Below are 25097 nucleotides of genomic sequence, written 5' to 3'. Positions count from 1 at the left end.
AATACCTATTAATTGTCCTGACTACCTATGTGCTTTATGGCTTACCTGAGTGACCTAAAAAAGGCACTCGCTTTAAAAACAACTTTAATGCTTGATAATAAATACCTTTGAAAATAGACCATGTCATGGCCGGAAAACGTTTAAACAACTTATTAATCTCTTCGTTAGTGAGTTCTTTACGTTTCAAGCGAAGTGTTGCATCAAATAATAACTCTTCATTTCGCTTATTTTCAATGTGTATCAATGTTTTATCAGGCGATTGTTTAACATGCCAATGATAGTTCATATCCAGATTCATAAAAGGTGATACGGAAAAAACCTTCTTAAAGTTCACTTTTTTTTCTAAAGGGACTAAATAATAATGACGTTCGTTCCATGGTGTATTACTCACTTCAGCAATCATGTACTTAAAACGGGTGTCGTTGTGGCCAAAAAAGTAAAAATTAACAGGACTAAAATACACACCAAAACAACGAAGCTGCCCTAGCATGTAAATATGAGTAAAGGTTTCAGTAATACCTAAATTGGCAAGTTGATCATGCGCACGCTCAATAAGAGGTCGTTTAGCAAGTTGTGAAGTGTCTTTAAGATAATCAGCTTCATTAAATTTTAACGCTTTTAAGCCTGACGTACCTATGTGCTTATGCACACCATTTAGTTGTTGAGGATTATTTAAATCTACCCACATCATATACAAAGGGTAACTAAAGCGATGTTCTTTAACAGCAAAACGGCGATGTTTTACATCGCCTAAATACACTGCACTAGTCAAATTCGACCCCAAGTTGCTTGGCTACATCTACACCACTGTGTACGCCATCTTCATGAAAACCATTGTACCAATAAGCACCACAAAAATAACTATTGTTTTGTCCATCAATACTGTGTTTAAGCTTTTGAGCAGCAATTGACTCTTGGTTAAATACAGGGTGATGATAAGTAAACTCGCGCAAAATTTTACTTTGGCTTATTCCTTCAAGGTGATTAAGCGTTACACAAAACTGTGTATCCGATTGTATACCTTGCAAAATATTCATTTGGTAAGTAACAACAGCTGCTTTATCAGTGTTGTTATTAAGTAGGTAGTTCCAACTTGCCCATGCCGCTTTTCTATCTGGTAAAAGATTTGTATCGGTGTGCAGCACAACTGAATTCTCAGTGTAAGCTATTGCACCCAATACTGACTTTTCTTGCTCAGTCGCATCACCAAGTAGTGCAACCGCCTGATCTGAATGACAAGCAAATATTACTTTATCAAACTTACTTAATTCACCATTGGCAAACTCTATTGTTACTTCATCATTTTGACGCGTAACAGATTTAATATCTGTATTAAGTTTAATTTTATCAGCAAAGCCTCTGATCAACGGCTTAATATACTGACGAGAGCCACCTGGTACTACATACCACTGTGGTCTGTTTGTTACATCTAAAAGGCCGTGATTAAAGAAGAACTTAACAAAAAATTCAACGCCTACATTTTCCATTTCTTTAATACTGGTAGACCAAATAGCTGCGCCCATCGGAAGAATATAATGGTATTTAAAAAAGTCATTAAAGTGATTGTCACTAAGCAATTGCCCTAATGATTGATCAGACTGGTAATCATCTTTTTCATGTAGTGCTTTACACAGTTTGTTAAACCTAACAATGTCGTACAATAATCGCCAAAACTTAGGTCTAAAAATATTACGACGCTGTGCAAACAGGCTTGTAAACGTATGGCCATTGTATTCAAAGCCAGTGGCTTCGTTATGAACACTAAAGCTCATTTGCGTTGTTTGTTTATCTACACCAATACGCGATAGTAACTTTTCAAAGTATGGGTAAGTTCTGTCATTAAATACAATAAAGCCAGTATCTATTGCGTATTTTATGCCGCATACATCAACATCAACCGTTGCAGTGTGGCCACCTATATAATCATTTTTTTCAAATACGGTTACATCGTAATGTTTATGAAGCAAATGCCCACATGTTAAACCAGATACACCAGTTCCTATTATTGCTATTTTTTTCAACGGGCTAATCCTTTTGCGATTTTAAGCCAAATTGGGAGTGGTAAAATACGTAATGCTTTTAATATAAGTGTAAAACGGTACGGAAAGTGAACATCTTTTCGGCGATTATGTATTCCCTTAATCATATAGTCTGCGGCTTTTTCAGCGGTAACAGCCATAGGCATCGGGAAATCATTTTTATTAGTAAGCGGAGTTTTCACAAAGCCAGGGTGAACTAAAGTCACATCAACATCATCTAAATCAACAGCTAAGCTTTTTGCTAAGTAACTTACACCCGCTTTTGATGCACCATAAGCTTCTGAACGAGGTAGCGCAAGATAGGTAACACTTGAGCTGACCAAAACAAGCTGACCACCTGAATTTATTTTAGGAAGTAGCGCCTCAAGGCAATACCCCATAGAGAGTAAATTTACGTTTATTACACGTTCAAACAATGCACTATCAAAGTTTCGTGCGTCATCTATGTATTCACAGTTACCCGCGTTTAAAATAACACGGTCAAAATGAGGAAAGCCAATAGTAGACTCTTTAATGTCTTGTAGATTAGTTGCATCAAATTTACATGCTTGAATATTGTCGTATTTAGCAAGCTCAGCGAGCTTTTCACTATTACGGCCACAAGCTATAACAGTGTCTCCCATCTGTGCATATTTAATTGCTAACTGCTCACCAATACCAGAAGTAGCACCCGTTATAAGTGTGATCATAATTAACCTGCCCTTTTATCAATTAGCTTTATAACACTACCAAGTAAAGGAATATGTTTGTACAGCAACTCGCCCACATTAAAGTAGTCTCTGTGCTTGATAATTTTGCCATTTTCAAAAATAAGCTTGCTATGACCTTCTACCGAAATAGTTTTACCTGATGAAAGCTTTGGATGTGCATAGTGCATAGTCCAATAGATAAAAGCATTGTTGCCGCTATTAAACGAATCGCTAATATCAAACTGACAATGCTTAACATTGCTGTATAAGTTAGCAAAGTACCTGCGCAATTCTACAATGCCATTAATTTCGTGCATTGGGTCTATAAACTGTATGTTGTCACAGTAAATATCACTCAATAAATCAAGATTGGTGCTATCAAGCTGTTGGTATATTTCAACAAATTTATCTACTGGTAACTGGTTATCCATATCACACCTTAAATGCAGCAAGTGCACGTTCTCGTGCCGCTTTATGATCAACTATTGCTGGCCAGTAACATTCCTTATCTTTACCTATTGCGGCTAAATAAGTGTGTGGAAAATGAATGTGTTTATCTGGCACGTTTTCAAGCTCTGGCAAATACTTACGGATAAACTTGCCAGTTGGATCAAAGCGCTCGCTTTGTCTGATAGGGTTAAAAACTCTAAAGTAAGGCTGAGCATCACACCCGGTACTTGCAGCCCACTGCCAACCACCATTATTTGAGGCTAAATCGCCATCAATTAGGTGCTGCATAAAAAAGCGCTCACCTTCGCGCCAGTCTATTAATAAATGCTTAGTTAAAAAGCTCGCAACAACCATACGTAAACGATTGTGCATCCAACCGGTTTGCTTTAGTTGTAGCATTGCAGCATCCACTAACGGGTAACCTGTACGCCCTTCACACCATGCTGTAAATTCATTTTCGCTTTTACGCCACACTACGGCGTTGTACTTTTCGTTAAAGTTATCACCGCGCGAAAGCTTCGGAAATTCAGCAATTAAATGCCTGTAAAATTCGCGCCAAACGAGCTCGTTAATCCACGTAAACGTTTTACTTTTTGATGTAGTTAAAATATCAGGATAACGCTGCTGAATATTAATAAGCAGCTGTTTTGTGCTTACAATACCAAGTGCTAAATACGGGCTTAAACCTGATGTGCCTTTTACGCTGGGTATATCACGCTGATCGTCGTAGCTTGTTAGTTTGTCACATATAAAGTTATCGACTACGGTTGCTAGTGTTTCGTCGTCAACCGGCCACTTATCTGAGCATCCATCACTTTTTAGTAAGTCGCTTTCATCAAATTTTATTGGATCAGTAGGTAAAGGCCATTGAGGCAAACTAAAGTGTGTATCTTGATACTGCTTTAACCATGCTCGTTTAAATGGAGTAAACACTTTATACATTTCATTACTTTGATTTTTAACCGTTCCGACAGGTGCAATTAAATCACCTTCGTACAAAGTAAAAGTAATTGAAAGCTCATCGCATTCGTGCAAAATTGCTTTATCGCGGTTTACTTCATTAAGCTCATATTCTGTATTAGCAATTACGTGTTTTACATCGTTTGATTTACAAAAATCAATAAGCTCACGCGTACAATCACAAAAGCTTGGCGCTTCAATAACATGTAAAGTAATGCCGTAATCAGCAAGCTGAGATTGAAGATAAGTAACTCGGCGCTTGAGTAAGTCAATCTGAATAGGCGCAGTTTGGTGCTGTTGCCACTGTTTTTCATACACAAAAAAAATGGCGTGTTTAGCGCCATTATTTAGCGCTTGAATTAACGCTTCGTTAGAAAAAAGGCGCAAATCGCGCCTAAACCAAAATAATGTATCCATTAAATACCAAATCGTAGTTTTAAATCGTGAGGGTAAGGGTTAAAAAACACTTGTTTTTCAAGGTACTCATTTGGGTGAACCTTCAAATGATGTTTTAACAAGGTAAGTGGTACATACAATGGCACCAAACCTTCGCGGTATTCATCTATCGCATCACGAAGTTCTTGTTTTTCAACCTTCGATAAATCATTTTTAAAGTAACCTTGTAAATGCATTAGCGTGTTGCAATTATTTCTGCGAGAAGCTGGCTTTTTAAGACCCGTCATCAAACCTAAAATATATTCATCAGCAACTGCATTTATATCGTCGCCTACATAAGTCCCCAGCAGGTTCCCCAAATCACGATAAGCTTGATAGTTATGAGCCATCAACAAGTACTTATACTGAGAGTGAAATTGAGTAAGCTTATGAACCGTAAGCGGCTCTTGTACTAATTTTTGCCAGTTTTTAAATACGTAAATTCTCATTACAAAGTTTTCACGTAAATGCATGTCGTTTAAACGTCCGTTTTCTTCACATGGCAATAATGGGTTGTGCTTCATTATTTGCTCAGCAAAAAAACCAACGCCTTCAGAGGTATTACCTGTTCCTGCTTCATTGTATATTTTAATGCGCTCCATGCCGCAGCTTGGGCTTTTTGCACAAAATACAAATCCGCTTAATTCTTTAGCTTGTTCAGTTGCAACTTTTTTACCATATTCAGTAAGTTGTTGGCCTACTTCGCCGGTGCCATCTGGGCGGCATACTTTAATAGTATCACCCACTTTAACTTGGCGAATAGTTGGACGAGGTATCGGTAAACCAACAGCTACTTCCGGACAAAACCGTGTATATTCAACGTGTTTACCTAGCTCATCCATACAAAAATTTGACTTTTTATGTCCTGTGTCAAATCTAACTTTTTCGCCTGCTAAGCAGGCGCTTATACCTATTTTTATTATATCTGTGTGCATATATTCTCTTAGTAAATCAAATTACCTATTGGATTTAGTAACTTGCTGAAGCCCTTATTAAAATGTAGCGCACTACTGACAACTGTAAAGCATAAACATCCATCTTTCGTTAAAGGTGTATGTTGATGACTACCATCTTGCCAAATAAAGTCGCCTGGTACGTAATTACCATCTTCATCACTAAACTCACCGTCTAGTAGTAAAGTAACTTCAAATCCGGTATGTGTATGCTCAGGAATTTCGCCACCAGCATCAATATGTAGCAAGCTAGAACGCAGCGCACCATCATCAAGCGAAACGCGAGATCGTGCCAGCTTACCAACTTGTGTAAATTTGCTATGAGAAATACGTGTTAAAGCACGTGGAAGCTGATAGTTATGCTCATTCACTTTAATAGAGACAGGCTCTACTTCGTAAACTTCATCGATAGAATCATCAGACATGATCATATCAAGTACGTTTAATTCAAATTCTTCAAGTAAATCAGATTTCTCAGTTTGAGGTTTCTCAAATTGAACAGGCTCTTCACTAAATAATGCATTTGCATTACTAGCTTCAATTTTAGCTACTTTAGCTTGGCACACAGGGCACATGTCTACGTGAATAGAAACGGCTAAACTCAATGATGTAGCAAGTGATGCATCGCAATACTGTGTCAGTAAAGTTTCACTCGGGTGATGTTTAATCATGCTGATCTCCCATTTCATTACGTAATTTTTGCAAGGCCAAACGTAACCGTGATTTTACCGTGCCTACTGGAATATTAAGTTGATGTGCAAGTTGCTCTTGCGACATATCTTGAAAGTAAACGCCTCTTACCACTTCGCGTTGAGCAATCGGTAATTTGTCTAAATAGCGCTTAATTTGTTTATCTTCTAAATGATCACTGTATTCGTGATGCGTATCTTGTGAGTCGTTTAGTAACGGCCAAATATCTTCGCTTATATTTTCTTCTTTATTACTTTTCATTTTACGAAGCATATCGAACGAAGCGTTACGCATAACGGTATAAACCCACGTAGTCGCAGCGCCTTTTTCACTATGATACAAATGTGCTTTACGCCAAACAGACGTTAATGTCTCTTGCACAAGCTCCATGGCTTGGGCTTCAACACCAAACTGCTTAATTCCAAAGCGTTTAATTTTTGGCGCAAAGTATTCAAATAAATATGAAAACGCTTTTTTATCGCGTGATTGCGCAACATCTATAAGCGCTTGCATGAGCTCTTTACTCGGCGTTTCTGGCATGGCAGTGTACTTACCTGTATTAGGTTCACAACGTGGTGACTGTTGTTGACTTACCATAATAATTTATCCCGTTATTGCTTTTGTATTAAGTAATACGGGCAATAATTAATTTAGGATCATAAAATTTAGGCAAATTCGTTATTAATCACAGTATGGAGGAAATTCAGTAAGTTATCAAAATTCGTTTCAAACGCAAGTTGCTGTTTTTTCTCAATAGAAACAGGTAGGAGTTCGAGCCAACGTGCTGCAATCCACGGAAGTTTGTCAAAATGAGTTTTCTTGTACAACAAATTAAGTTCCGGATTACCTTGAAACACGTTTTTAAGCGCGTCGTGTAGTAGGTAATGTTCACCAATTTGGTTGTTAGAATCTTTGTACCAATACGGCGTATTACAAGGCGATACCAAGCCATGGCGTAATTCGTCTTCGTCTTGATAAACATCATTAATTTGCACATTTTGCGATGCAAATACGTCAATTAATAATACATCGTTATCGTCTTGGTCAAAATCAATAATATCAACAAGGCAACCTTGCGCGCTTATATTAAAAGGCGTGTCATGCTCAAACGTACAAAGCACAAACCCTGTATTATTTTTTAATGCGGTTTTAACCATATTTAAATAGCGAGGCTCAAATATGCGTAATCGCGTATAACCTTCAGGTAACATAAAAATGGGTAATGGAAAAATCGCACGTTTCATAAAGTCTACTTATTTCAAACACTCTGCCTTTATTTACGTGCGCTTTTGCTAAGTCGATCAGCTTTGTATGAATCGAATTAATTACCAGCTATATAATTGGCTAAAGATTAAACCAACCTCCCATAGCTTTAAACACTTGAACCGAGTAATAAGCGCTAATCATACTGACTACGGGTGCTAACATTAATGCAAATAATCCAAGTTCACTGCTCATCGTTTTAATCCTTTAAATAATTTATTTTACGTTTTTTATACTAGTGTCAGTATTTTTAAGCGTTGTGCTATCTGTTAAAACAGGCTCATCTAATAACCCCTCTAAAACAGTTTTAGCATCAAAATAAAGCGTTTCCTTTAGTGATTTTTCAAGCTCGATTGTGGTTTGCTTAACATAGCTTGCTACACTTTGAGTTAATATATCAGTTACATCTAGGTCCACCTCTGTTGCGTGTACTTGCGCAGAACCTAATACTAATAAACTTGCCATAGCGATTTTAATTGAATGTTTCATAATGGTATTCCTTGTTTGTGTATTGTTTAGACGTAGTTATATACTCAAGGGTTGTGCCAACATAAAAACAAATCTTAACCAGTTGTAATTAAACAACTTTACACGCATCACTTTAATTTAAAAAATTCATCCCTCGTTAATTTAACCATTTAATTTAATTTTTTGACTACTTTTTAGTTAATAAATAAAAGGATTTAAAGGTATTAATACCGTCACACTAAATACATTTAGCATTTATAAAAACATCATATCTACGCGTTAAAATGCGCACCACTATAAATAATTTAAAAAGTGCAGTATGACTCTTTCATCACGTCGAAATTTTTTAAAAACCTCAGCAGCAAGCATATTTACCGTCGCAGTATCGAGTGCCATTACAGGTTGTGCTCAAACATTAATAAACAAACCTCTATCGGCTATTGAATTTAAACACGGTGTAGCGAGTGGCGATCCGCTTAGTCATGCTTTAATAATTTGGACACGTGCAACTCCTTCTCAATCAAATTTTGAAGTTACTGTTGCTTGGGAGTTGGCAAGTGACTCTCAATTTAAAAACATTATTCGTGGCGGGCGCGAACAAACAGATAAAAGCCGAGACTTTACAATAAAAATAGATGTGCAAGAACTTGCTCCAAACACAGAGTACTTTTATCGTTTTATAGGTTTGCAAACACAAAGCCCTATAGGCCGTGCTAAAACACTACCAATAAAAAATATTGAACAAATAAAAATGGCTGTTGTGTCGTGCTCAAACTACCCTGCAGGGTACTTTAATGCCTACACTGATGCCGCTAAGCAAAAAGATTTAGATGTAGTACTGCATTTGGGAGATTACATTTACGAATACCCAATGGGCGGATACGCTACCGAAAATGCTGAAAAAATTGGCCGCCAATTAGCAGCCGATAACAGCGGTGAAATTATTACCCTTAGCGACTATCGTAAGCGCTATGCTATTTACAGAACAGACCAAGGCCTTCAAGCACTTCACGCTGCAGCGCCTTTTATCGCAATATGGGATGATCACGAAGTTACCAACGATACCTATAAAAGTGGTGCTGAAAATCATACCCCTGATGAAGGTGACTTTTTTAAGCGCCGCGCAGCAGCTATTCAAGCCTATTACGAATGGCTGCCAATTAGGCCACCTATGGGCGAACAAAGCCCGCAAATATATCGCACCTTCGATTTTGGTAATTTAATAAGCTTGCACATGCTAGATACGCGCGTAATAGCACGCGATAAACAACTTGCTTACAGCGACTATAAAAACCTAGAGACCAAACAAATGGATGTTGCGCGCTTTGTCAGTGATTTAAATAATCCAAATAGGCAGTTACTAGGTAACACACAACTAAACTGGCTCGCGAGTGCAATAACTAAATCAAATGCAAAATGGCAAGTATTGGGCCAGCAAGTATTGATGACTAAAATGTGGCTACCTACTGAAATATTCTCGCAATCCGATCGCACTAAAATACCTCAGGTGTTAAAAGAGCTTGTTACCATTAAAAAAGCAGTGTTAGCTCATAAAGCGGTAACACCCGAGCAACTCGCACGCGTAAATACTTTAATGCCTTATAATTTAGATGCGTGGGATGGTTACCCAAGCGAGCGCGAAGCATTATACAAAAGCATTACCGCATTAAATAAAAAGTTAGTCGTGGTTGCAGGTGATACGCACAATGCGTGGCATGGCACATTAAAAAATGCAAAAGGCGAAAGCGTAGGAGTAGAGTTTGCAACACCTGGTGTTACATCCCCGGGTATGGAGCATTATTTAGCGCTTAATACAGCACAAGCAAAGCAAATGGCTGACTCGCTTACATTGCTAATAAACGACTTAAATTATTGTGACTTATCACACCGTGGATATATGTTACTGACTATTACTAAAGAGCAAATCACAACCGATTGGCGCTATATAGATAACATAAACTCTCCAAGCTACAACATTGCTGCTCAACACCAAAGTGTTTATAAAGGCTAATACTTTTAAAAAGAAGGTAAATGTATTATTTACCTTCTTCGCATATTTTATAAAACGTGCTTAATTACAAGTATAAAGAAGCGTCCACGAAGCATCACTTCCTGGAATGCTGTTTGTATACCAATTTGCGCTGTATGCATTACCTTGATATTGCATTTTATCGTCGGTGTTATTGTGAGTAAACGGACCACCTGAGTAATCTTTGTTCACCCAATTAGGGTATGTATTAATACCGTTACAATCTGTTGAACTTACAACACTGCATCCATTTGTATCAACACTAGTACCTGCAGGTGTATCTGGGCACTGATCAATATCATCATTCACACCATCGTTATCCGCATCGCTTTGTGGCTCAACTACTTCAACAACGCAACCTACATTATTAACAGTTTCACCTACTGGTGTATTAGGACATTGATCAACATTATCGCTAATACCATCGGCATCGCTGTCAGTTACTGCACAACCAATACTATCAACCGTTGTACCTGCGGGAGTATTATTGCACTGATCAAGGCTGTCACTTACGCCATCCCCGTCGCTATCTAAATCAACATTGCTACTACCACCACCCCAACCTTGAATGATCTCTTTAACTTTAGAGCCTGACGATGTTAGTGAATTCCAACTACCGCCTGGAGTAAATAACGATGCACCTTCGTTTTTATCGTTTAAAGCCCAGTTAGCGTGGCTAATATTGTTTGTTTTAAAAAATGCCATCCATGCATCGGTTTCATTGATATTAACACCACCATTGCCATCAGCATTAACTGTTCCCCACTCTGTGGCGAATAGTGCAATGCCGTTATCGAGTGCTGTTTGTGCTTTATTTCGATACGATTGACCATGCGTGCCAGCATAAAAATGCAGAGTGTAAGCAATATTGGCACGATCAATTGGGTTTTGTGATGCCACATCAACATCTTGCGACCACGTAGGCGTTCCAACCACAATTAAGTTATCAGGATCGATTGCTCTAATTTTATCAATAACTGTTTCTGCGTAAGGCTTAATATCGTTAACCCATGAGATTTGTAACGGCTCGTTATAAATTTCATAAATAACATTGTCGTACTGCCCATATTTGGTAGCTACGTCTTCAAAAAAGCGAACTGCAGTTGCTTGATCGGTATGTGCTTCATGGCTATGAAAATCAATAATAACGTACATATCTTCGCTAATAGCTGCGTTTACAACAGTATCAAGACGGCTCATATTGCCCTCCCAATCAAAGTTCAAACTACCACCAGTACTCGTACCATGGCCAATAGCGGCACGAATTAATGTTGCATTAAATTCAGTTTTTGCCTTTGCTACTGTTTCTGCTGTATAAAATTTTTCAGCGCCCCACCCCGTGTTACTCCAAAATAGGCTAGGTCCTGCAAAGCTTGTGCTTTCCCCACCCGCAAGAATTTGATTTCCACTCACCGTTAACTTTTCAACAGCGGCATTGGCCATTGTTGAGCATCCTAATAATAAAGCTAACGATAAGCTCGCCACTTTAAAATCCTTTCTTTTGTGATTATTTGAACTGTTATTCATCGTATTTCCTTAAATTGAAATTATCAGTCGTCATTGCTTGACGTAATAAATTGACACCAAACCAATACTTAATAGTCAAATAAAGTTAATTTGGCGAGCAGAAAGTACCATTTATTTATTAACATTAAATGAATAAAAAGGTACAAAGATAAGGATTTTAGTTAACTAAATATCAACAAGTGAGCGATTTAACGAGGTTTGAGGATTTTACTGGGTATATACAGGCATTTACACGATGTTTACATGATGCGGGCAAAAAATCTCGGTTACAAAAAATATGTATAAAAATGAAAAGGCGGTAATAATAATTATTACCGCCATCAATAATAGCTAAATATCAGGGATAAATATGCGGGAAGAAAATTAATAAGCCAACCAAACCGAGTTCTGATTAAGTGGCTTATTTTTTAGTGGGCAGCGCTTTTCTGCCCAAACGGTATGCATCCATAATGCTCAGCACCCAAATTATAATCATTAAAGGTACATACTTATATTCAGCGAGTTGAGCGCAAGCGTCAGATGGTTGTTGCGCTGCTTTTAAAATGGCCGTAACCGACATGGGGATTTTTCCGTTTACAATTTCATTTGCAGTACACTGTGCAATCGCAAATATATCTTGAAAGGTTAAAATTAAAAGAACAGAGAATACACCCGCAAAAATAGCGCCTATAAGGTGTTTTTTTAAAGAAAAATGCCCCGCTCCAGGATAAACAATGGCGGTAAGTAAAGCAGCTTTTAGATCTTGTTTCATTTTTACCTAATATAAATTCACTTTAACGTGATCACATAAAAAAGCCACTTTGCAGTGGCTCAATTAAAATATCAAGTAGTTAAATGTATTATTGTCCACCAAACCCGAGAGTTAACTCAATACCAACAAAGCGAGGTGCCCCTGCAACAAATGTTGGGTTGCCAAATCCCCCTCCAGTATTACCTGCATCAACTAAATACTCTTTATCTAATAAGTTACTAGCAAATACACTAACAGCCCAGTCATCACCATTTGCGATACCTAAGCGCGCACTGACTAATCCAAGCGCTGGTTGGCTAATATCTAAGCCTGATATTGGCACATTTGCTGGCTCAAAAAACACTTCAGAGCGGTAGCTATATATTAAAGAGCTCGTTAAATTAAGTGAGTTCGACAATTCTGTTGAATAAAACAGCCCCGTACTAAACGTCCACTCTGGTTGTAGTCTAAATTTATTGCCTGCGAGGTTACCATTATTACTATCATCATCTATTTCAGCATCAAGGTAAGCCGTATTGGCAAATACCTCAAACTCATTATTAATTAACGCCCTTACCTCAGCCTCTGCGCCAACATTAATGGCAGAGCCCGCATCAGCAGAAAACGCAACGCCTTCATCATCCTGTAACGTAACCTGAAAGTTAGAGTAATCTTGATAAAATACAGCGACAGAGTAATCTAAACGCCCGTCAAGCGCTTTGCCTTTAATACCGGTTTCGTAGTTCCAAATAATTTCCGCTGGGACTTCTGATATAGAGGCTTCGACATTTCCTTGTTCGTTGTTAGCCGAACTCACTTCTAGTACTTCCGAACGACGCCCTTTTGAAATAGTCGCATACATATTTGTAGTAGGGTTTATTATATAAAGCGCATTAAAACGTGGCAGCCAATCATCATAATCAGCATCGCCATAGAATGTTTCACCATTTGTATCAACCGTAAACAATGGCGCTTGTGTTAAAACACTATTGGGTGCAGCAGAGCTATAGCCACTGCGCTTTTCTTCTTTAATATAACGAAGACCCGCTGTTAACTCTAGTGCCTCAGTTGCAGCATAAGTTACATCAGCAAACGCTGAATACGCTTTGTTTTCACCATAGTTTGTAAACTCTAGTGAATATGGCAACTCGTTTATTGCACCACCTGTTAATGCTGACGTTAAAATATTAACGCTTCCATCATTATTAATACAAGGAACACCTGAACCCAATACGCCCAAGCAATTTAAAAATATAGACTCCTCTGTACTAAATGGAATACGCTGGCTACCATCTTCTTCAAAGTAACTCACACCAAAAATACTAGTAAACTTATTCTGCGTATAAACAGCGCGTAATTCTTGGCTAAATTGATCGCCCTCAGCAGCTTCTGCAAATTCTAAAAACCATGCTTGCGTACCATCAGCATCAAACACTTCTAAAGAGTCAAAATTACGCCCTGCAGTAATTGAGGTGATTGTTAAATCGTTACTTACATCCCAATTTACAGTCAAATTTAAATCGTTAACTGTGCGATCCACACCTAAGTCTTTTTTTCCAAACACAGACTCTGCATACGGACTACCTGGCATTTCAACAAAGCTATATGGACTTGTATCACCACCGGTTGGTGCATAAAGCCCATTTTTAAAAGATGTACCCGAATCATCATTTTTTTCATACGTATACACCAAGTCAATCGTTAAATCGTCACTAGGTGTAATACGTAAAGACGGACGATAAGAAAAACGCTCAATAGCATGCATATCATCTTGCTTAAACCCAGCCGGATTTTGGGAGTTACTATCTCCTGCAATATTTTTTATAAACCCATCACGTTCACGATAAGTAAAAGCAACACGGCCTTGCAATAAATCATTGCCACCCGTTACAAAGCCACTAGCACCTTTGGCCGAGTAATTACCAACGGATGCTTTTAATTGAGCCGAAAAATCTTTTTCTGGTTTACGTGTTGCTACACTAATAGCACCTACAGAAGCTGCTGTTCCAAACAGTGTCGCTTGTGGTCCCTTAACAACTTCAATCCCTTCTACATCAAAAAGCTCAAAGTATGAGCCACGAGAGCGTGATACATCTGCTCCGTTATAATAAATAGACACACGAGGGGATGATTGAGACGACCCACTATCAGACGTAATACCACGAATTACAAAGCCCGGGTTGTTAGGGCTTTGCTCTTGAATAACAAGCCCTGGTGTTATTTCAGATAAAGTATCTAGTTCACCTATACCCAAGCTTTCTAAAAAGTCGCCATCGTAGGCGCTTATTGTTACGGGCACATCTTGTATTGATTGCGCACGCTTTTGAGCAACAACCACTATTTCATCAAGTTCTTTATTTATGGTTTGATCTGCAAAACTATTTGTTGATGTAACGCAAATCATCGCCACAGACAATTTAGTAAGTTTAAGAAAAGGCCGTGTTGTTAATTTATTTTTCATGTTTTTCACTGTTCGTCCGGTTAATTGTTTTTAGGAATTACCAGTAATCTAACGAACTATTACGACTTTTTTACGTCTTATTAATTACGCGTTGGTTAAATTGATGTTTCAACTTTATGAAAAACAATAAATTATTGTATTCATATAAAAATTATAATATTGAAAAACTCAGCGTACACTTGTACACTAAAATTCATTCAAATAGTGGTAGGATCTGTTATGTCGTTAGAAGCGCCCTATTCTAAAAAAGAAGAACAACTAAACGTAATTAGCCATGCACTTGGTATTGTATTTGCCGCATTTGTTATGTGGGATTTATTTAGCCAAGCCACCAGCACTAAAGCGTATGTAAGTACTGTAATTTATGGCAGCAGTCTATTTGTACTGTTTTTGTCGTCCACTTTGTACCACGCCAGTATTCAACCGCGCTTAAGAGCCTTTTATAAAAAGTGCGATCACTGCGCCATATACTTATTAATTGCCGGCACCTACACTCCCTTTTTATTAATCTCATTAACCGGTGCTTGGTCATGGGCCACACTTACATTTATTTGGACTGTGGCACTAGCAGGAGTTGCGTACAAAGTATTTGTAAAAAACGGTAATAAAAAAATATCACTCGCCACCTACTTGCTCATGGGTTGGTTTGCACTGGCTATAGTGTATCCACTTTATTCTAGTGTTGATGTAAAAGCACTTTATTGGCTACTTGCCGGCGGTATTTTTTATAGTTTAGGTACATTATTTTACAGCGCTAAAAGCACCCAATTTAGCCACGCAATTTGGCACTTATTTGTTATTGCTGGGTGTGTTTGCCATTATATTTCAATTAGCAATTACGTTTATTAAATAAGCTAGAACTACTTGTATAATTCGAATAGCTCAAATTTATGACTACGTAATTTAGCCAAGTAAATTAATGGCTGCTTGAGTAACCTGATTTGCTTGAGCGAGAACCGTAGTACTAGCTTGTTGTAATATCTGATTTTTTGTAATTATAGCTGTTTCAATAGCAAAATCGGCATCCTGTATACGACTGCGGGAAGTAGAAACATTCTCAGAAATATTTGCTAAATTATTAATCGTATGATTAAGTCGATTTTGTATTGCACCTAAATTTGCTCTATTTGCATCTATTTGTTTTAAAGCAGCATCAATTACCTCGATAGCTGATTGTGCCCCATCAGAGTTTTCACCTGAGATATCTATGTCATCAACATGATCTAATATACTTACTCCACCAGTTTGAGGTACATTTAAGTAACGATTAACATCTCCTCCATTGACGCTAATTTCATCTGAAGAGGACAATTCTAATTTAGAGAAAACAGATGCTCCATTGTTAGGGTTTACTGGTGACTGTAGAGCACCAACTGGAGCGCCATCAACAAGTTGGCCTAGCTTAACTGTTGGAGATGATGTCATATCTAAGCCATCAACATCAACACCGAACACATCAAATGAAGTGGATGTAGCCCCTGCTACATTATCTCTTTCTATCACTTCATAACCATCAGACTGAAGATCTTCCATTAATCTGTCAAAGTTACCGCTATATTTACTCAGATCATAGCTATCTATAACTATGCCTCCCTTCTTAAAGCTCATAACACCATTATCTGCTGAAGTTAGTCCTTCTATCCGAGCTTCTAACTTTGTAGAGGCAAGTACATCAGCACCACTATTGTTAATAACGTCAGCAACAATACTAGCTCCAGTACCTGCTGGAATACTGATACTTTCGCCATTTAAGGTCCATAAATCAGAAGTTGAAAACCTCAAAGATGTAATTGTATCTAAAGGGTATGGTGCTGCAGGAAAATAAATTGGTTCAATTTTATAAATTCCAATAGCGTCAGCAGAAACATCATTCAAATTTAAATTAATTGTTTCATTTGCATTAGCACCTACCTGAAACTGCTTTGTACCAAACGTACCATCAAGTAAACTAATACTTCCAAATTGAGTAGTTTCCGCTATGCGGGTTATTTCTTGCTGCAACGCTGTCACTTCTTTTTGTAGTGCAGCCCTATCATCTCCATTATTTGAGCCATTCGCAGATTGTAAAGACAATACTCGCATTCGCTGTAGGATACTCGAAGACTCTTCCATAGCTCCTTCAGCAGTTTGCGATATAGATATTCCATCATTGGCATTGCGTTGAGCAACTGATATACCATTAATTTGGGAAGTCAAACGATTTGATATTTGCATACCAGCTGCATCATCTTTTGCACTATTAATTCTCATACCTGAAGATAGACGTTGCATTGAAACCTCAAGGTCTTTACCGAATTTATTAAGGTTTCGCTGCCCGTTGAGTGATGCTGTATTTGTTACTACTGATAGCGCCATTAAAACGTCCTTTTAAGTTTCAGCATGATTCATACAAAATACATGCATTATTTAAGCCACTATAAAGCTTTATCTTTAAAGGTTCTTAAAATAAAAAACAATTAGGCTCTCTAAGCATGTGTTGAAGGAGATGTGAAGTATGATGAATCAGTATTAAACAAAACAACAAAGCTTATCATCCATTAATGCATCAACTAACCAATACCAATTAAATGTTGATCCAACAACAAGTCCTGCTAGCTTGTCTTTATAAGGGGCTAAAAAAGATAAAATGACAGACATGTCATTATTTAAACGCTTACAGCTAAGCGTTTCACCTTGTTCATCAATAATAGCAATCACACTATTATTTGAATGCAAGTCAATTCCACCATATAGTTTCATACTAAGTTCCTCGAGGTACAGTTTATGTTTTGGTTAACACAACTGTATCGGAAAACTCAAAGAGCTTTCTATATGGTTATCAAATCTTGACTTCAGACATTATGACATCTGACCGTCTGCAGTTAGCACAAAGCCGTCCATCTCTTTGCTCACCCACTTAACTCCCAAGTTATAAAACACTCAAAACTGATATTTTGCTTTAAAAAGTAATCTTCAGTTTCATCAACGCGGTAAGTCTAGTTGTTTGTAGTAAATTCATCATTTTTGTCGGATGGCGTGGCTTCGCACCTTACCTGCCCATAATAGTCACATCACTCCCACCTGCACTCGCGCATATTCACTTTGTCGCTTTTAAACAGCACACCTTCTGATAGTAGCTTTTCGCGCTGTTCTTGGTATTTTTCGCTATCTTCAGGGAATGATATTTTACCTTGGCTATTCACTACGCGATGCCAAGGTATAACCGAGTCGTTTGGCATCATTTTTAATAAGCGCCCCACCAACCGTGAGTTTTGCGGGTAGCCTGCAAGAGCTGCAACTTGCCCGTAACTTGCTACTTTGCCTATTGGTATGCCTGCGATAACAGTATAAATAAGCGTTTCTTTATCAATATCCATTGTTGTTAGAATATTCCTTACTTAATTGTTTAAATTGCTCCCAGATAGTACGCGCTACAGGGCCGTGGTGCATTGCATGCTGCCTAAAGGCTCTAATTTGCGCGCTAAATTTATGCTCTCGGTCAGTTATGTGTATTTCTTGAAGTAAGCCTGCTTTTATTTCAGGGTCGCAGTGCTCTAGGCTCATCATTGCCCAACCCGCACCTGAGAGTAAAAACGATTTTAGGGTCGATACATCATCAATTTTCATCATGGCGGAGCCTTTTGAGTACGATAGCCTGTCGCTGTCGATACTCAAGTCACTTTCAAACATGGCTAAACACGGATACGTTTGCAGTTCGCTATAGGTGAGTTTTTGAGGGAGCAAGCCTTTAGCGCTCACAATACCAATATCAAGCCTGCCTATGGGTACACTTTCTAAATCGCCTGTCGCATGAAATAAATCAAACCACGGGCCAATGCCTAATTCGGCTTGCCCACTATTTACTTGCTCTAACGAAATAAAGCGCTTCCCGCTTGTTAAGCTAAACTCTGTGCTGGTAAACAACCTAAAAGTATTACTTATGATCTCGTTGTAACTCTGCATATGACAAAGTTGCTCGTAACAAACTCTAAATTGGGGTTCATTACCGAGTGCCAATTCTTTAGCGAGCTGTGCTAGCTCGTCGTTGGCATGCAGTAGTTGCTGCGCTTCGCGGTGAAAAACACGCCCTTTTTCAGTAAGCTGTAATCGGTACTTACTTCTGTCTAGTAACTCAAATCCTATTTTGGCTTCTAAGTTTTTAATTGCGAGTGTAAGCGCGGGCTGCGTTTTATGTAGCTTTAATGCTGCTCCGCTTAAGCTTGCGCTTTGCACTATGGCATCTAAAATTATTAATTGATTCAGCTTCATATACCGCTCTGCAACATCATAAATAAAACTTATTGAGTTTCTAAAATTTAATGATTTTTATTTTATATGTTTGCAGCGTATGCTGCACTTAATTATTTTGCCATCATTGCAACGGAGAAGACATGAAACTCTTTCGTCTATGTTTATTAACAACGACCTTACTTAGCTTAATAGCCTGTTCTGAGCCAGAACAACAAGTTAAAGAAGAGCCTATTCGCCCTGTTAAATTATTCAACATAGGTCATGATACGCAAATTAACATTCGTAGTTTTCCTGCTGAAGTTGTTGCAAACCAAGGCTCGTACCTTGCTTTTAGGGTAAACGGCGAACTTGTTAAGTTTCCTGTGCTTGCTGGTGAACACGTTGAAAAAGGTGATTTATTAGCAAAACTGGATCCAGAAGATTTTCAATTACAGTTTGACGAACGTAAAGCGCGCTTTGAATTGGCAAAATCACAACTTGGTCGTATTGAGCAATTGTTTGAGAAAAAAATCACCAGCCAATCAGAATTAGATCAAGCCACTGCTAATATGCAAATTGCTGAATCTGCATTTAAAATTGCACAAACGAACCTTGAGTACAGTGAACTACGCGCACCATTTTCAGGCACAGTGGCTAAGGTGTTTGTTAAAAACTTTGAAAATATTCAAGCAAAGCAAAATATATTACGCTTAGAAACACGCGATTTAATGGACGTAGAAATTCAGGTTCCTGAAAAAATTGTCGCTCGCTTTAAAAAAGGCACCGATTATCACCCTACTGTAAAGTTTGATGGCTTTGACGACAAAGAATACATACTTGATATTAAAGAGTGGGATACCCAAGCAGATCCTGCAACACTTACTTATAAGGTTGTATTTTCGCTACCAGTACCTGAGGACTTTAATTTACTAGCCGGTATGACGGGTAGCGTGCTTATTGATTTAAGTAAAGTAACGCGCTCGCAAGTTGCTTATACAATCTTACCTATCGAGTCGGTGTTTTCTGAGCCGCAAGAATCAATTGAAGATAACGCCTACGTATGGCTTTTTGATTCAAAAACTAGCCAAGTGCATAAACAAGCTGTAAAGGTTGGCCAGTTGCACCGCGATGGTATTGAAGTATTAAGCGGTATTGAAGAAGGCCAAATTGTGGTTTCTGCCGGTGTGCATTCACTAAAAGAAGGCATGAAAGTAAGAGCATGGAATAAAGAGCGAGGCTTATAATTATGAGCTTTGCACAACTCTCCATAGAGAAAAAAGTAATCAGTTGGATGTTTACGCTGCTGCTATTAATTGGCGGTAGTGTGTCGTACTTTGATTTAGGGCAACTAGAAGACCCTGAGTTTACGCTTAAAAAAGCCATGGTTATTACTATGTACCCTGGCGCGTCGCCGCAACAAGTTGAAGAAGAAGTTACTTTTCCGATTGAAAACGCGATTCAGCAATTGCCTTATGTTGATTACGTTACGTCTATTTCATCTAACGGTAAATCACAAATTTCTGTAGAAATGAAAAGCAATTATCGTAAAGAGCAGCTTCGCCAAATTTGGGATGAAATGCGTCGTAAAATTAACGACCTTTCTCCGTCATTACCTAGTGGTGTTTACCCAAGCACTATTTTGGACGACTTTGCCGATGTTTACGGTGTTATGTATTCGGTAACCGGCGATGGTTATTCGTATGATGAGCTTAAAGATTACGTCGATTTTTTAAAGCGCGAACTGGTATTGGTTAAAGGCGTTAGTAAAGTAACCGTTGCGGGCCAACAACAAGCGCAAGTAATGGTTGAAGTTTCTACGCGTAAACTCGCTCAATTAGGTATTGCGCCAAGCCATATATTCCAGTTATTGCAATCGCAAAATACGGTATCTAACGCGGGTAAAATTCGCGTGGGCGATGAATCAATTCGCTTGCATCCTACTGGCGAATTTAAAGATGTAAAAGAGCTCGAAACCTTATTAATTTCAAAATCAGGTGCCAATGAGCTTATTTACTTAGGCGATGTAGCAAAGGTTTACAGAGAGTACGCAGAAGTACCAAATAACATTATTCGTTATAACTCTCAGCAAGCTTTACTTATTGGCGTGTCGTTTATGTCGGGTGTTAACGTGGTTGATGTGGGTAAAAACATAGACGAGCATTTAGCATCACTTGAATATCAACGCCCTCATGGTATTCACATAAATTCGGTATACAACCAACCACAAGAGGTTCAAAAATCGGTTGATGGTTTTATTATCAGCTTACTTGAAGCCATTGCGATTGTTATTGTTGTACTGCTGTTATTTATGGGTTTAAAAAGCGGCATTTTAATTGGTGGTATTTTACTGCTTACTGTACTGGGTACGTTTATATTTATGAAGTTGTTTGCTATCGACTTGCAACGCATATCGCTTGGGGCACTTATTATTGCTCTAGGGATGCTGGTTGATAACGCAATAGTCGTCACTGAAGGCATACTGATAAACCTTAAACGTGGCCAAACAAAACTCAAAGCGGCTATTAATATTGTCGAGCAAACAAAATGGCCTTTATTAGGTGCAACAGTTATTGCAGTCACTGCCTTTGCGCCAATTGGTTTAAGCTCTGATGCCAGTGGTGAATTTGCCGGTAGCTTGTTTTGGGTGTTGTTTATTTCGCTTTTATTAAGCTGGATAACAGCCATTACGCTAACGCCATTTTTTGCCAATTTAATGTTTAAAGAAAACGAATTTAAAAACGAAGAAGGCCAAGAAGATGAAGACCCATATAAAGGTTTTATTTTTAACGGTTACAAAGCGATTTTAGATTTAGCGCTGCACTTTAGAAAAACCACGCTTATATTAATGGTTGTTTTACTGTGTACTGCGGTTGTTGGTTTTGGCTCTGTAAAACAGTCGTTTTTTCCTGCCTCTAATACACCTATGTTTTATGTAGATTACTGGCAAGAGCAAGGCTCTGATATTCGTTCAACCCTTGAGGGCGTTAAAAAGCTTGAAGAGTTTTTGCAAAAAGAAGACCTTGTTGAAGAAGTAACAAGTACTACAGGCCAAGGTGCACCGCGCTTTATGCTTACCTACGCGCCAGAAAAATCATACCCAGCGTACGGCCAATTAATTATTCGTGTTGCCGACAGAGAAGCCGTAGCAACTGTAATGCAAACAGTGCGTGATTACTCAAGCAATCATGCACTCTCTGCACAGCTTAAAATTAAACCGATGGAAATCGGCCCCTCTACTGATGCAAAAATAGAAGCACGTTTTTCGGGCCCTGATCCTGTTGTTTTAAGACAACTCGCTGCTACAGCCGAAGAATTGATTGGTAGCGACGATGGTGCATACAATATTCGTGATGACTGGCGCGCACGTACCAAAATGATTCGCCCGCAATTTAACGAGCAAAAAGCACGTCGATTAGGTATTAGTAAATCAGACTTAGACAATGTATTACTAACGAGCTTATCGGGTAAACAAGTGGGTGTATATCGCGATGGTACCCAATTGCTACCCATTATTGCTCGCTCTCCTGCTAACGAGCGCTTAAACGTAGAAAGCGTACACGACCTTCAAATATACAGCCCAGTATTGGGTGTATTTGTACCAGTGACTCAAGTTGTAGACGAATTTGATGTGCAGTGGGAAGACAGCCTAATAATGCGCCGCGATCGCAAACGTACTATTACAGTAATGGCCGATCACAATGTATTAGGGGACGAAACGCCCGCTAAATTATTTGCGCGTATTCGCGGCCCAATAGAGAACATGGAACTACCACGTGGTTACCAACTAGAATGGGGCGGCGAATTTGAGTCATCAAGCAAAGCTCAAAAAGCAATATTTGGCTCATTACCACTGGGCTATTTAGCTATGTTTGCAGTAACCGTACTACTTTTTAACTCGCTCAAACAGCCACTTGTTATTTGGGCAACTGTGCCGTTGGCTATTATTGGTGTAAGCGCGGGTTTGTTAGCTATGAATGCGCCGTTTAGCTTTATGGGGCTACTTGGTTTGTTAAGCTTAAGCGGTATGCTAATTAAAAACGGTATTGTATTAGTTGATCAAATAAATCTTGAATTAAGGGAAGGTAAATCGCCCTATGAAGCCGTGTTTGACTCTGGTGTGAGCCGTGTACGACCAGTTGCAATGGCAGCTATAACTACTATTTTGGGTATGATCCCGCTGCTATTTGACGTGTTTTTTCAGTCAATGGCGGTAACCATAATGTTCGGTTTGGGCTTTGCCACCATACTAACCCTCATTGTAGTGCCAGTACTTTACACGGTTATATTTAGAATTGATTACGAGCCACGTAAGTAGTTAAACATATAATTGGTTAACATTAAAAAATGCCACAGGCTCAAAATCCTGTGGCATTTTTATTTAATACCGATTAAAAAAGAAAGGCTACATATTTAGTTGTTAAGAAACTAACCGCAACACTTTTTATATTTTTTGCCGCTACCACATACACAAGGTGCGTTACGCTCTGGTACTTTATCAAATACTTGTGGTGTTGACTTGCTAAGCGCAAAGTCTAGTTCGCGAATATCTTCTGGTACGTCTGCTTTAACTTCAATTGAAGCAAACAGCGAATGCTCTTCTAGTATTGCTTCTATTTCCGATTGTCGTTCAGCTGAGTTTACAATTAGCGTTAACGGATGCAACTCTGTGCCTACCTTTGCAGTACGATTTGGCGCAAATCCATTACTGTTATTTTTACCCATTATGTCGGGCTTACCCATAAAGAAAAATTTTGACATGTTACTTCTATAACCTTTCTACATTATTAAGACGGCGCATCTTAACAGCTTACCCTTCATATAACTAAGTGTACTTGTAAATAGCTTAACAACACGTCTATAAAGCAATTTTAACTTAAAAATTTAAATGGCCTGCAAAATAGGCTAACCACTATTATATAGATTTACTATAAACTGATTAAATAAATGCGATTATTATCAATATTTAAATACTCTGTACACTTAGCTTCGTTATCTAAGCACTTACCAATTAAGCGATAGGTATGCTAACTAGGGCGATAGAAATTGCCTTTAACTTTTTAGCCTCACTTATACAGAGGAAATTTATTTAAGTAGAGAAAGTCATGTTTAAAAATTTTGGATGGATAGTAGAAGCTAAACTTAATGCTGGTGAACTTGAAAACTTTAAAGCGGTGATGAATTCACAAGTTAATCGCGCACTTAATGAAGTTGGCACTAAAAATTATCAATATTATATGTCTGATGCTGGCGATGTTTTAGTTTACGAACGCTTTGCTGATGCAGACTCTTCACACGAACATATTGAAAATTGGGACGATCATTCAGCACGTTGGATGGCGGCTGCTGCACCTACACGCATGGTGCATTTAGGCGAATTACCTGATGATGTTCGTGAGCGTCATGCGGCTTTAAGCCCTCTTTGGCTAAAACCATTTGGTGGCTTTTCTCGCGAAGAAGAACAAACGAGTCAAATTAACAAAAACGGTGATACGACATTTGATAATTTTGGCTGGATTGTTGAAGCCAAGCTAAACCCTGGCCAGTTAGATGCCTTTCGTGAAGTAATGAATTCACAAGTAGAACGTGCAAAAACAGAGCCTGGTACACTAAATTACCAATATTACATGTCTGAAGATGGCGATATTATGGTTTATGAGCGCTTTAGAGATTTAGAAGCCTCGCACATACACATCCAAAACTGGGATGATCATGCAGAGCGCTGGATTGCTGCAGCAACACCAACACGTATGGTTCATTTGGGTGATTTACCTAAAGAACTAACCGATAAACATGCTGCACTGTCACCACTTCTATTAAAGCCTCTAGGTGGTTTTGCAAAGTAAATATGGATAAATACCAAATTCGTAATATAGTTAAATGCCACTGACTAGACTCAGTGGCGTTTTAATATCTAACTCAATATTATGGAAAAGCCTTGGAAAACTTTAAAATTGCAGTACTAATAGCAGGCAGTCTTTTTATACTTTTTGGTTATTTACGCTTTATAACTGACGATAGTGGTAACGTGAACTTAAACAACTACCGTTTTACAGGGGGCATACTACTGGTTATTTCCGGTATGGTTGATGGCACACGCGACCTTGTTAAGCGCCTGCGCTCTAAAAACTCGTTATCGGCGATTACAATTTATTTAGGTATACTCTTATTTTATATTGGCTTTAGCATTCAATAGC

24 protein-coding genes are annotated in these 25097 nt (G+C 38.4%); 6 read left to right on the top strand and 18 right to left on the bottom strand.

Annotated elements, in window-relative coordinates:
• Positions 1–34: 34 nt before the first annotated feature.
• The 10 genes from QL995_RS01270 to QL995_RS01225 all read right to left on the bottom strand — a co-directional run bounded on the left by QL995_RS01270 (position 35) and on the right by QL995_RS01225 (position 7968).
• Positions 35–772 (bottom strand): DUF1365 domain-containing protein, encoded by a 738-nt coding sequence (locus QL995_RS01270; RefSeq protein ID WP_290291866.1) that lies wholly within the window; start codon positions 770–772, stop codon positions 35–37.
• The gene (locus QL995_RS01265) at positions 765–2021 is read right to left on the bottom strand and encodes an FAD-dependent oxidoreductase (protein WP_290291862.1); all 1257 of its coding nucleotides are present in this window, start codon (positions 2019–2021) and stop codon (positions 765–767) included. Before QL995_RS01265 ends, QL995_RS01270 begins: the two co-directional genes overlap by 8 nt.
• Positions 2018–2728: an SDR family NAD(P)-dependent oxidoreductase gene (locus tag QL995_RS01260; RefSeq protein WP_290291859.1), complete on the bottom strand. Its 711-nt coding sequence runs from the start codon at positions 2726–2728 to the stop codon at positions 2018–2020. Before QL995_RS01260 ends, QL995_RS01265 begins: the two co-directional genes overlap by 4 nt.
• A 2-nt stretch (positions 2729–2730) precedes the next feature.
• A complete protein-coding gene (locus tag QL995_RS01255; RefSeq protein WP_007580706.1) occupies positions 2731–3159 on the bottom strand; it encodes a nuclear transport factor 2 family protein in 429 nt (142 codons plus the stop codon).
• 1 nt (position 3160) lies between these two features.
• Positions 3161–4555 (bottom strand): deoxyribodipyrimidine photo-lyase, encoded by a 1395-nt coding sequence (gene phrB / locus QL995_RS01250; RefSeq protein WP_290291854.1) that lies wholly within the window; start codon positions 4553–4555, stop codon positions 3161–3163.
• Positions 4555–5508: a DUF523 and DUF1722 domain-containing protein gene (locus QL995_RS01245; protein ID WP_165722968.1), complete on the bottom strand. Its 954-nt coding sequence runs from the start codon at positions 5506–5508 to the stop codon at positions 4555–4557. Before QL995_RS01245 ends, phrB begins: the two co-directional genes overlap by 1 nt.
• An 8-nt stretch (positions 5509–5516) precedes the next feature.
• Positions 5517–6197 (bottom strand): ChrR family anti-sigma-E factor, encoded by a 681-nt coding sequence (locus QL995_RS01240; RefSeq protein ID WP_282114071.1) that lies wholly within the window; start codon positions 6195–6197, stop codon positions 5517–5519.
• A complete protein-coding gene (locus tag QL995_RS01235; protein ID WP_010552978.1) occupies positions 6190–6813 on the bottom strand; it encodes a sigma-70 family RNA polymerase sigma factor in 624 nt (207 codons plus the stop codon). Before QL995_RS01235 ends, QL995_RS01240 begins: the two co-directional genes overlap by 8 nt.
• A 68-nt stretch (positions 6814–6881) precedes the next feature.
• On the bottom strand, positions 6882–7460 hold the full coding sequence (locus QL995_RS01230) for an LON peptidase substrate-binding domain-containing protein (protein ID WP_024591092.1): 579 nt from the start codon (positions 7458–7460) through the stop codon (positions 6882–6884).
• A 235-nt stretch (positions 7461–7695) separates the two neighbouring features.
• Complete coding sequence (locus QL995_RS01225; RefSeq protein WP_007580717.1) at positions 7696–7968, bottom strand: hypothetical protein; 273 nt, start codon at positions 7966–7968, stop codon at positions 7696–7698.
• A gap of 298 nt (positions 7969–8266) precedes the next feature.
• On the opposite strand from QL995_RS01225, the gene QL995_RS01220 reads away from it, so the two are divergent.
• Positions 8267–9958 carry an alkaline phosphatase D family protein gene (locus tag QL995_RS01220; protein ID WP_290291840.1) on the top strand — a complete coding sequence of 564 codons (1692 nt, stop codon included), beginning with the start codon at positions 8267–8269 and terminating at the stop codon, positions 9956–9958.
• 60 nt (positions 9959–10018) lie between these two features.
• Here QL995_RS01220 and QL995_RS01215 read toward each other — a convergent pair whose 3' ends face one another.
• From QL995_RS01215 to QL995_RS01205, 3 genes are all read right to left on the bottom strand, one after another.
• Positions 10019–11503, bottom strand: a complete 1485-nt coding sequence (locus QL995_RS01215; RefSeq protein WP_290291839.1) for a cellulase family glycosylhydrolase — start codon at positions 11501–11503, stop codon at positions 10019–10021.
• Positions 11504–11903: 400 nt separating this feature from the next.
• Positions 11904–12254 carry a hypothetical protein gene (locus tag QL995_RS01210; protein WP_197188480.1) on the bottom strand — a complete coding sequence of 117 codons (351 nt, stop codon included), beginning with the start codon at positions 12252–12254 and terminating at the stop codon, positions 11904–11906.
• Between the two features lie 88 nt (positions 12255–12342).
• Positions 12343–14694 carry a TonB-dependent receptor gene (locus QL995_RS01205; protein ID WP_290291836.1) on the bottom strand — a complete coding sequence of 784 codons (2352 nt, stop codon included), beginning with the start codon at positions 14692–14694 and terminating at the stop codon, positions 12343–12345.
• A 219-nt stretch (positions 14695–14913) separates the two neighbouring features.
• On the opposite strand from QL995_RS01205, the gene QL995_RS01200 reads away from it, so the two are divergent.
• A complete protein-coding gene (locus QL995_RS01200; protein WP_290291833.1) occupies positions 14914–15543 on the top strand; it encodes a hemolysin III family protein in 630 nt (209 codons plus the stop codon).
• A 54-nt stretch (positions 15544–15597) separates the two neighbouring features.
• Here the strand turns inward: QL995_RS01200 and QL995_RS01195 are convergent, their stop codons facing one another.
• The 4 genes from QL995_RS01195 to QL995_RS01180 form a co-directional block, all read right to left on the bottom strand.
• On the bottom strand, positions 15598–17049 hold the full coding sequence (locus QL995_RS01195; protein ID WP_290291831.1) for a flagellin: 1452 nt from the start codon (positions 17047–17049) through the stop codon (positions 15598–15600).
• A gap of 153 nt (positions 17050–17202) precedes the next feature.
• Positions 17203–17433 carry a hypothetical protein gene (locus QL995_RS01190; RefSeq protein ID WP_231609613.1) on the bottom strand — a complete coding sequence of 77 codons (231 nt, stop codon included), beginning with the start codon at positions 17431–17433 and terminating at the stop codon, positions 17203–17205.
• 311 nt (positions 17434–17744) lie between these two features.
• Complete coding sequence (locus QL995_RS01185; protein WP_290291823.1) at positions 17745–18050, bottom strand: MGMT family protein; 306 nt, start codon at positions 18048–18050, stop codon at positions 17745–17747.
• Positions 18040–18942 carry a LysR family transcriptional regulator gene (locus QL995_RS01180; protein ID WP_290291821.1) on the bottom strand — a complete coding sequence of 301 codons (903 nt, stop codon included), beginning with the start codon at positions 18940–18942 and terminating at the stop codon, positions 18040–18042. Before QL995_RS01180 ends, QL995_RS01185 begins: the two co-directional genes overlap by 11 nt.
• 122 nt (positions 18943–19064) lie before the next feature.
• Between QL995_RS01180 and QL995_RS01175 the strand changes: the two genes are divergently transcribed.
• Together QL995_RS01175 and QL995_RS01170 are read left to right on the top strand one after the other, a co-directional pair.
• Positions 19065–20147: an efflux RND transporter periplasmic adaptor subunit gene (locus QL995_RS01175; RefSeq protein ID WP_197150268.1), complete on the top strand. Its 1083-nt coding sequence runs from the start codon at positions 19065–19067 to the stop codon at positions 20145–20147.
• A gap of 2 nt (positions 20148–20149) precedes the next feature.
• On the top strand, positions 20150–23218 hold the full coding sequence (locus QL995_RS01170) for an efflux RND transporter permease subunit (RefSeq protein ID WP_290291814.1): 3069 nt from the start codon (positions 20150–20152) through the stop codon (positions 23216–23218).
• A gap of 110 nt (positions 23219–23328) precedes the next feature.
• Here QL995_RS01170 and QL995_RS01165 read toward each other — a convergent pair whose 3' ends face one another.
• Positions 23329–23661 (bottom strand): PBPRA1643 family SWIM/SEC-C metal-binding motif protein, encoded by a 333-nt coding sequence (locus QL995_RS01165; RefSeq protein WP_010552992.1) that lies wholly within the window; start codon positions 23659–23661, stop codon positions 23329–23331.
• 344 nt (positions 23662–24005) lie between these two features.
• On the opposite strand from QL995_RS01165, the gene QL995_RS01160 reads away from it, so the two are divergent.
• Positions 24006–24746, top strand: coding sequence for an antibiotic biosynthesis monooxygenase (locus QL995_RS01160; RefSeq protein WP_282114064.1), 741 nt, complete (start codon positions 24006–24008; stop codon positions 24744–24746).
• A 92-nt stretch (positions 24747–24838) separates the two neighbouring features.
• Positions 24839–25096 carry a hypothetical protein gene (locus QL995_RS01155; protein ID WP_007580737.1) on the top strand — a complete coding sequence of 86 codons (258 nt, stop codon included), beginning with the start codon at positions 24839–24841 and terminating at the stop codon, positions 25094–25096.
• The last annotated feature ends 1 nt before the right edge of the window (position 25097 follow it).

Origin of the sequence: Pseudoalteromonas sp. APC 3358 (assembly GCF_030408075.1) — a bacterium.
GTDB lineage: Bacteria > Pseudomonadota > Gammaproteobacteria > Enterobacterales > Alteromonadaceae > Pseudoalteromonas > Pseudoalteromonas arctica.
Note: the sequence above shows the minus strand (reverse complement) of the source record. Positions and strands in the feature narration are given on the sequence as shown.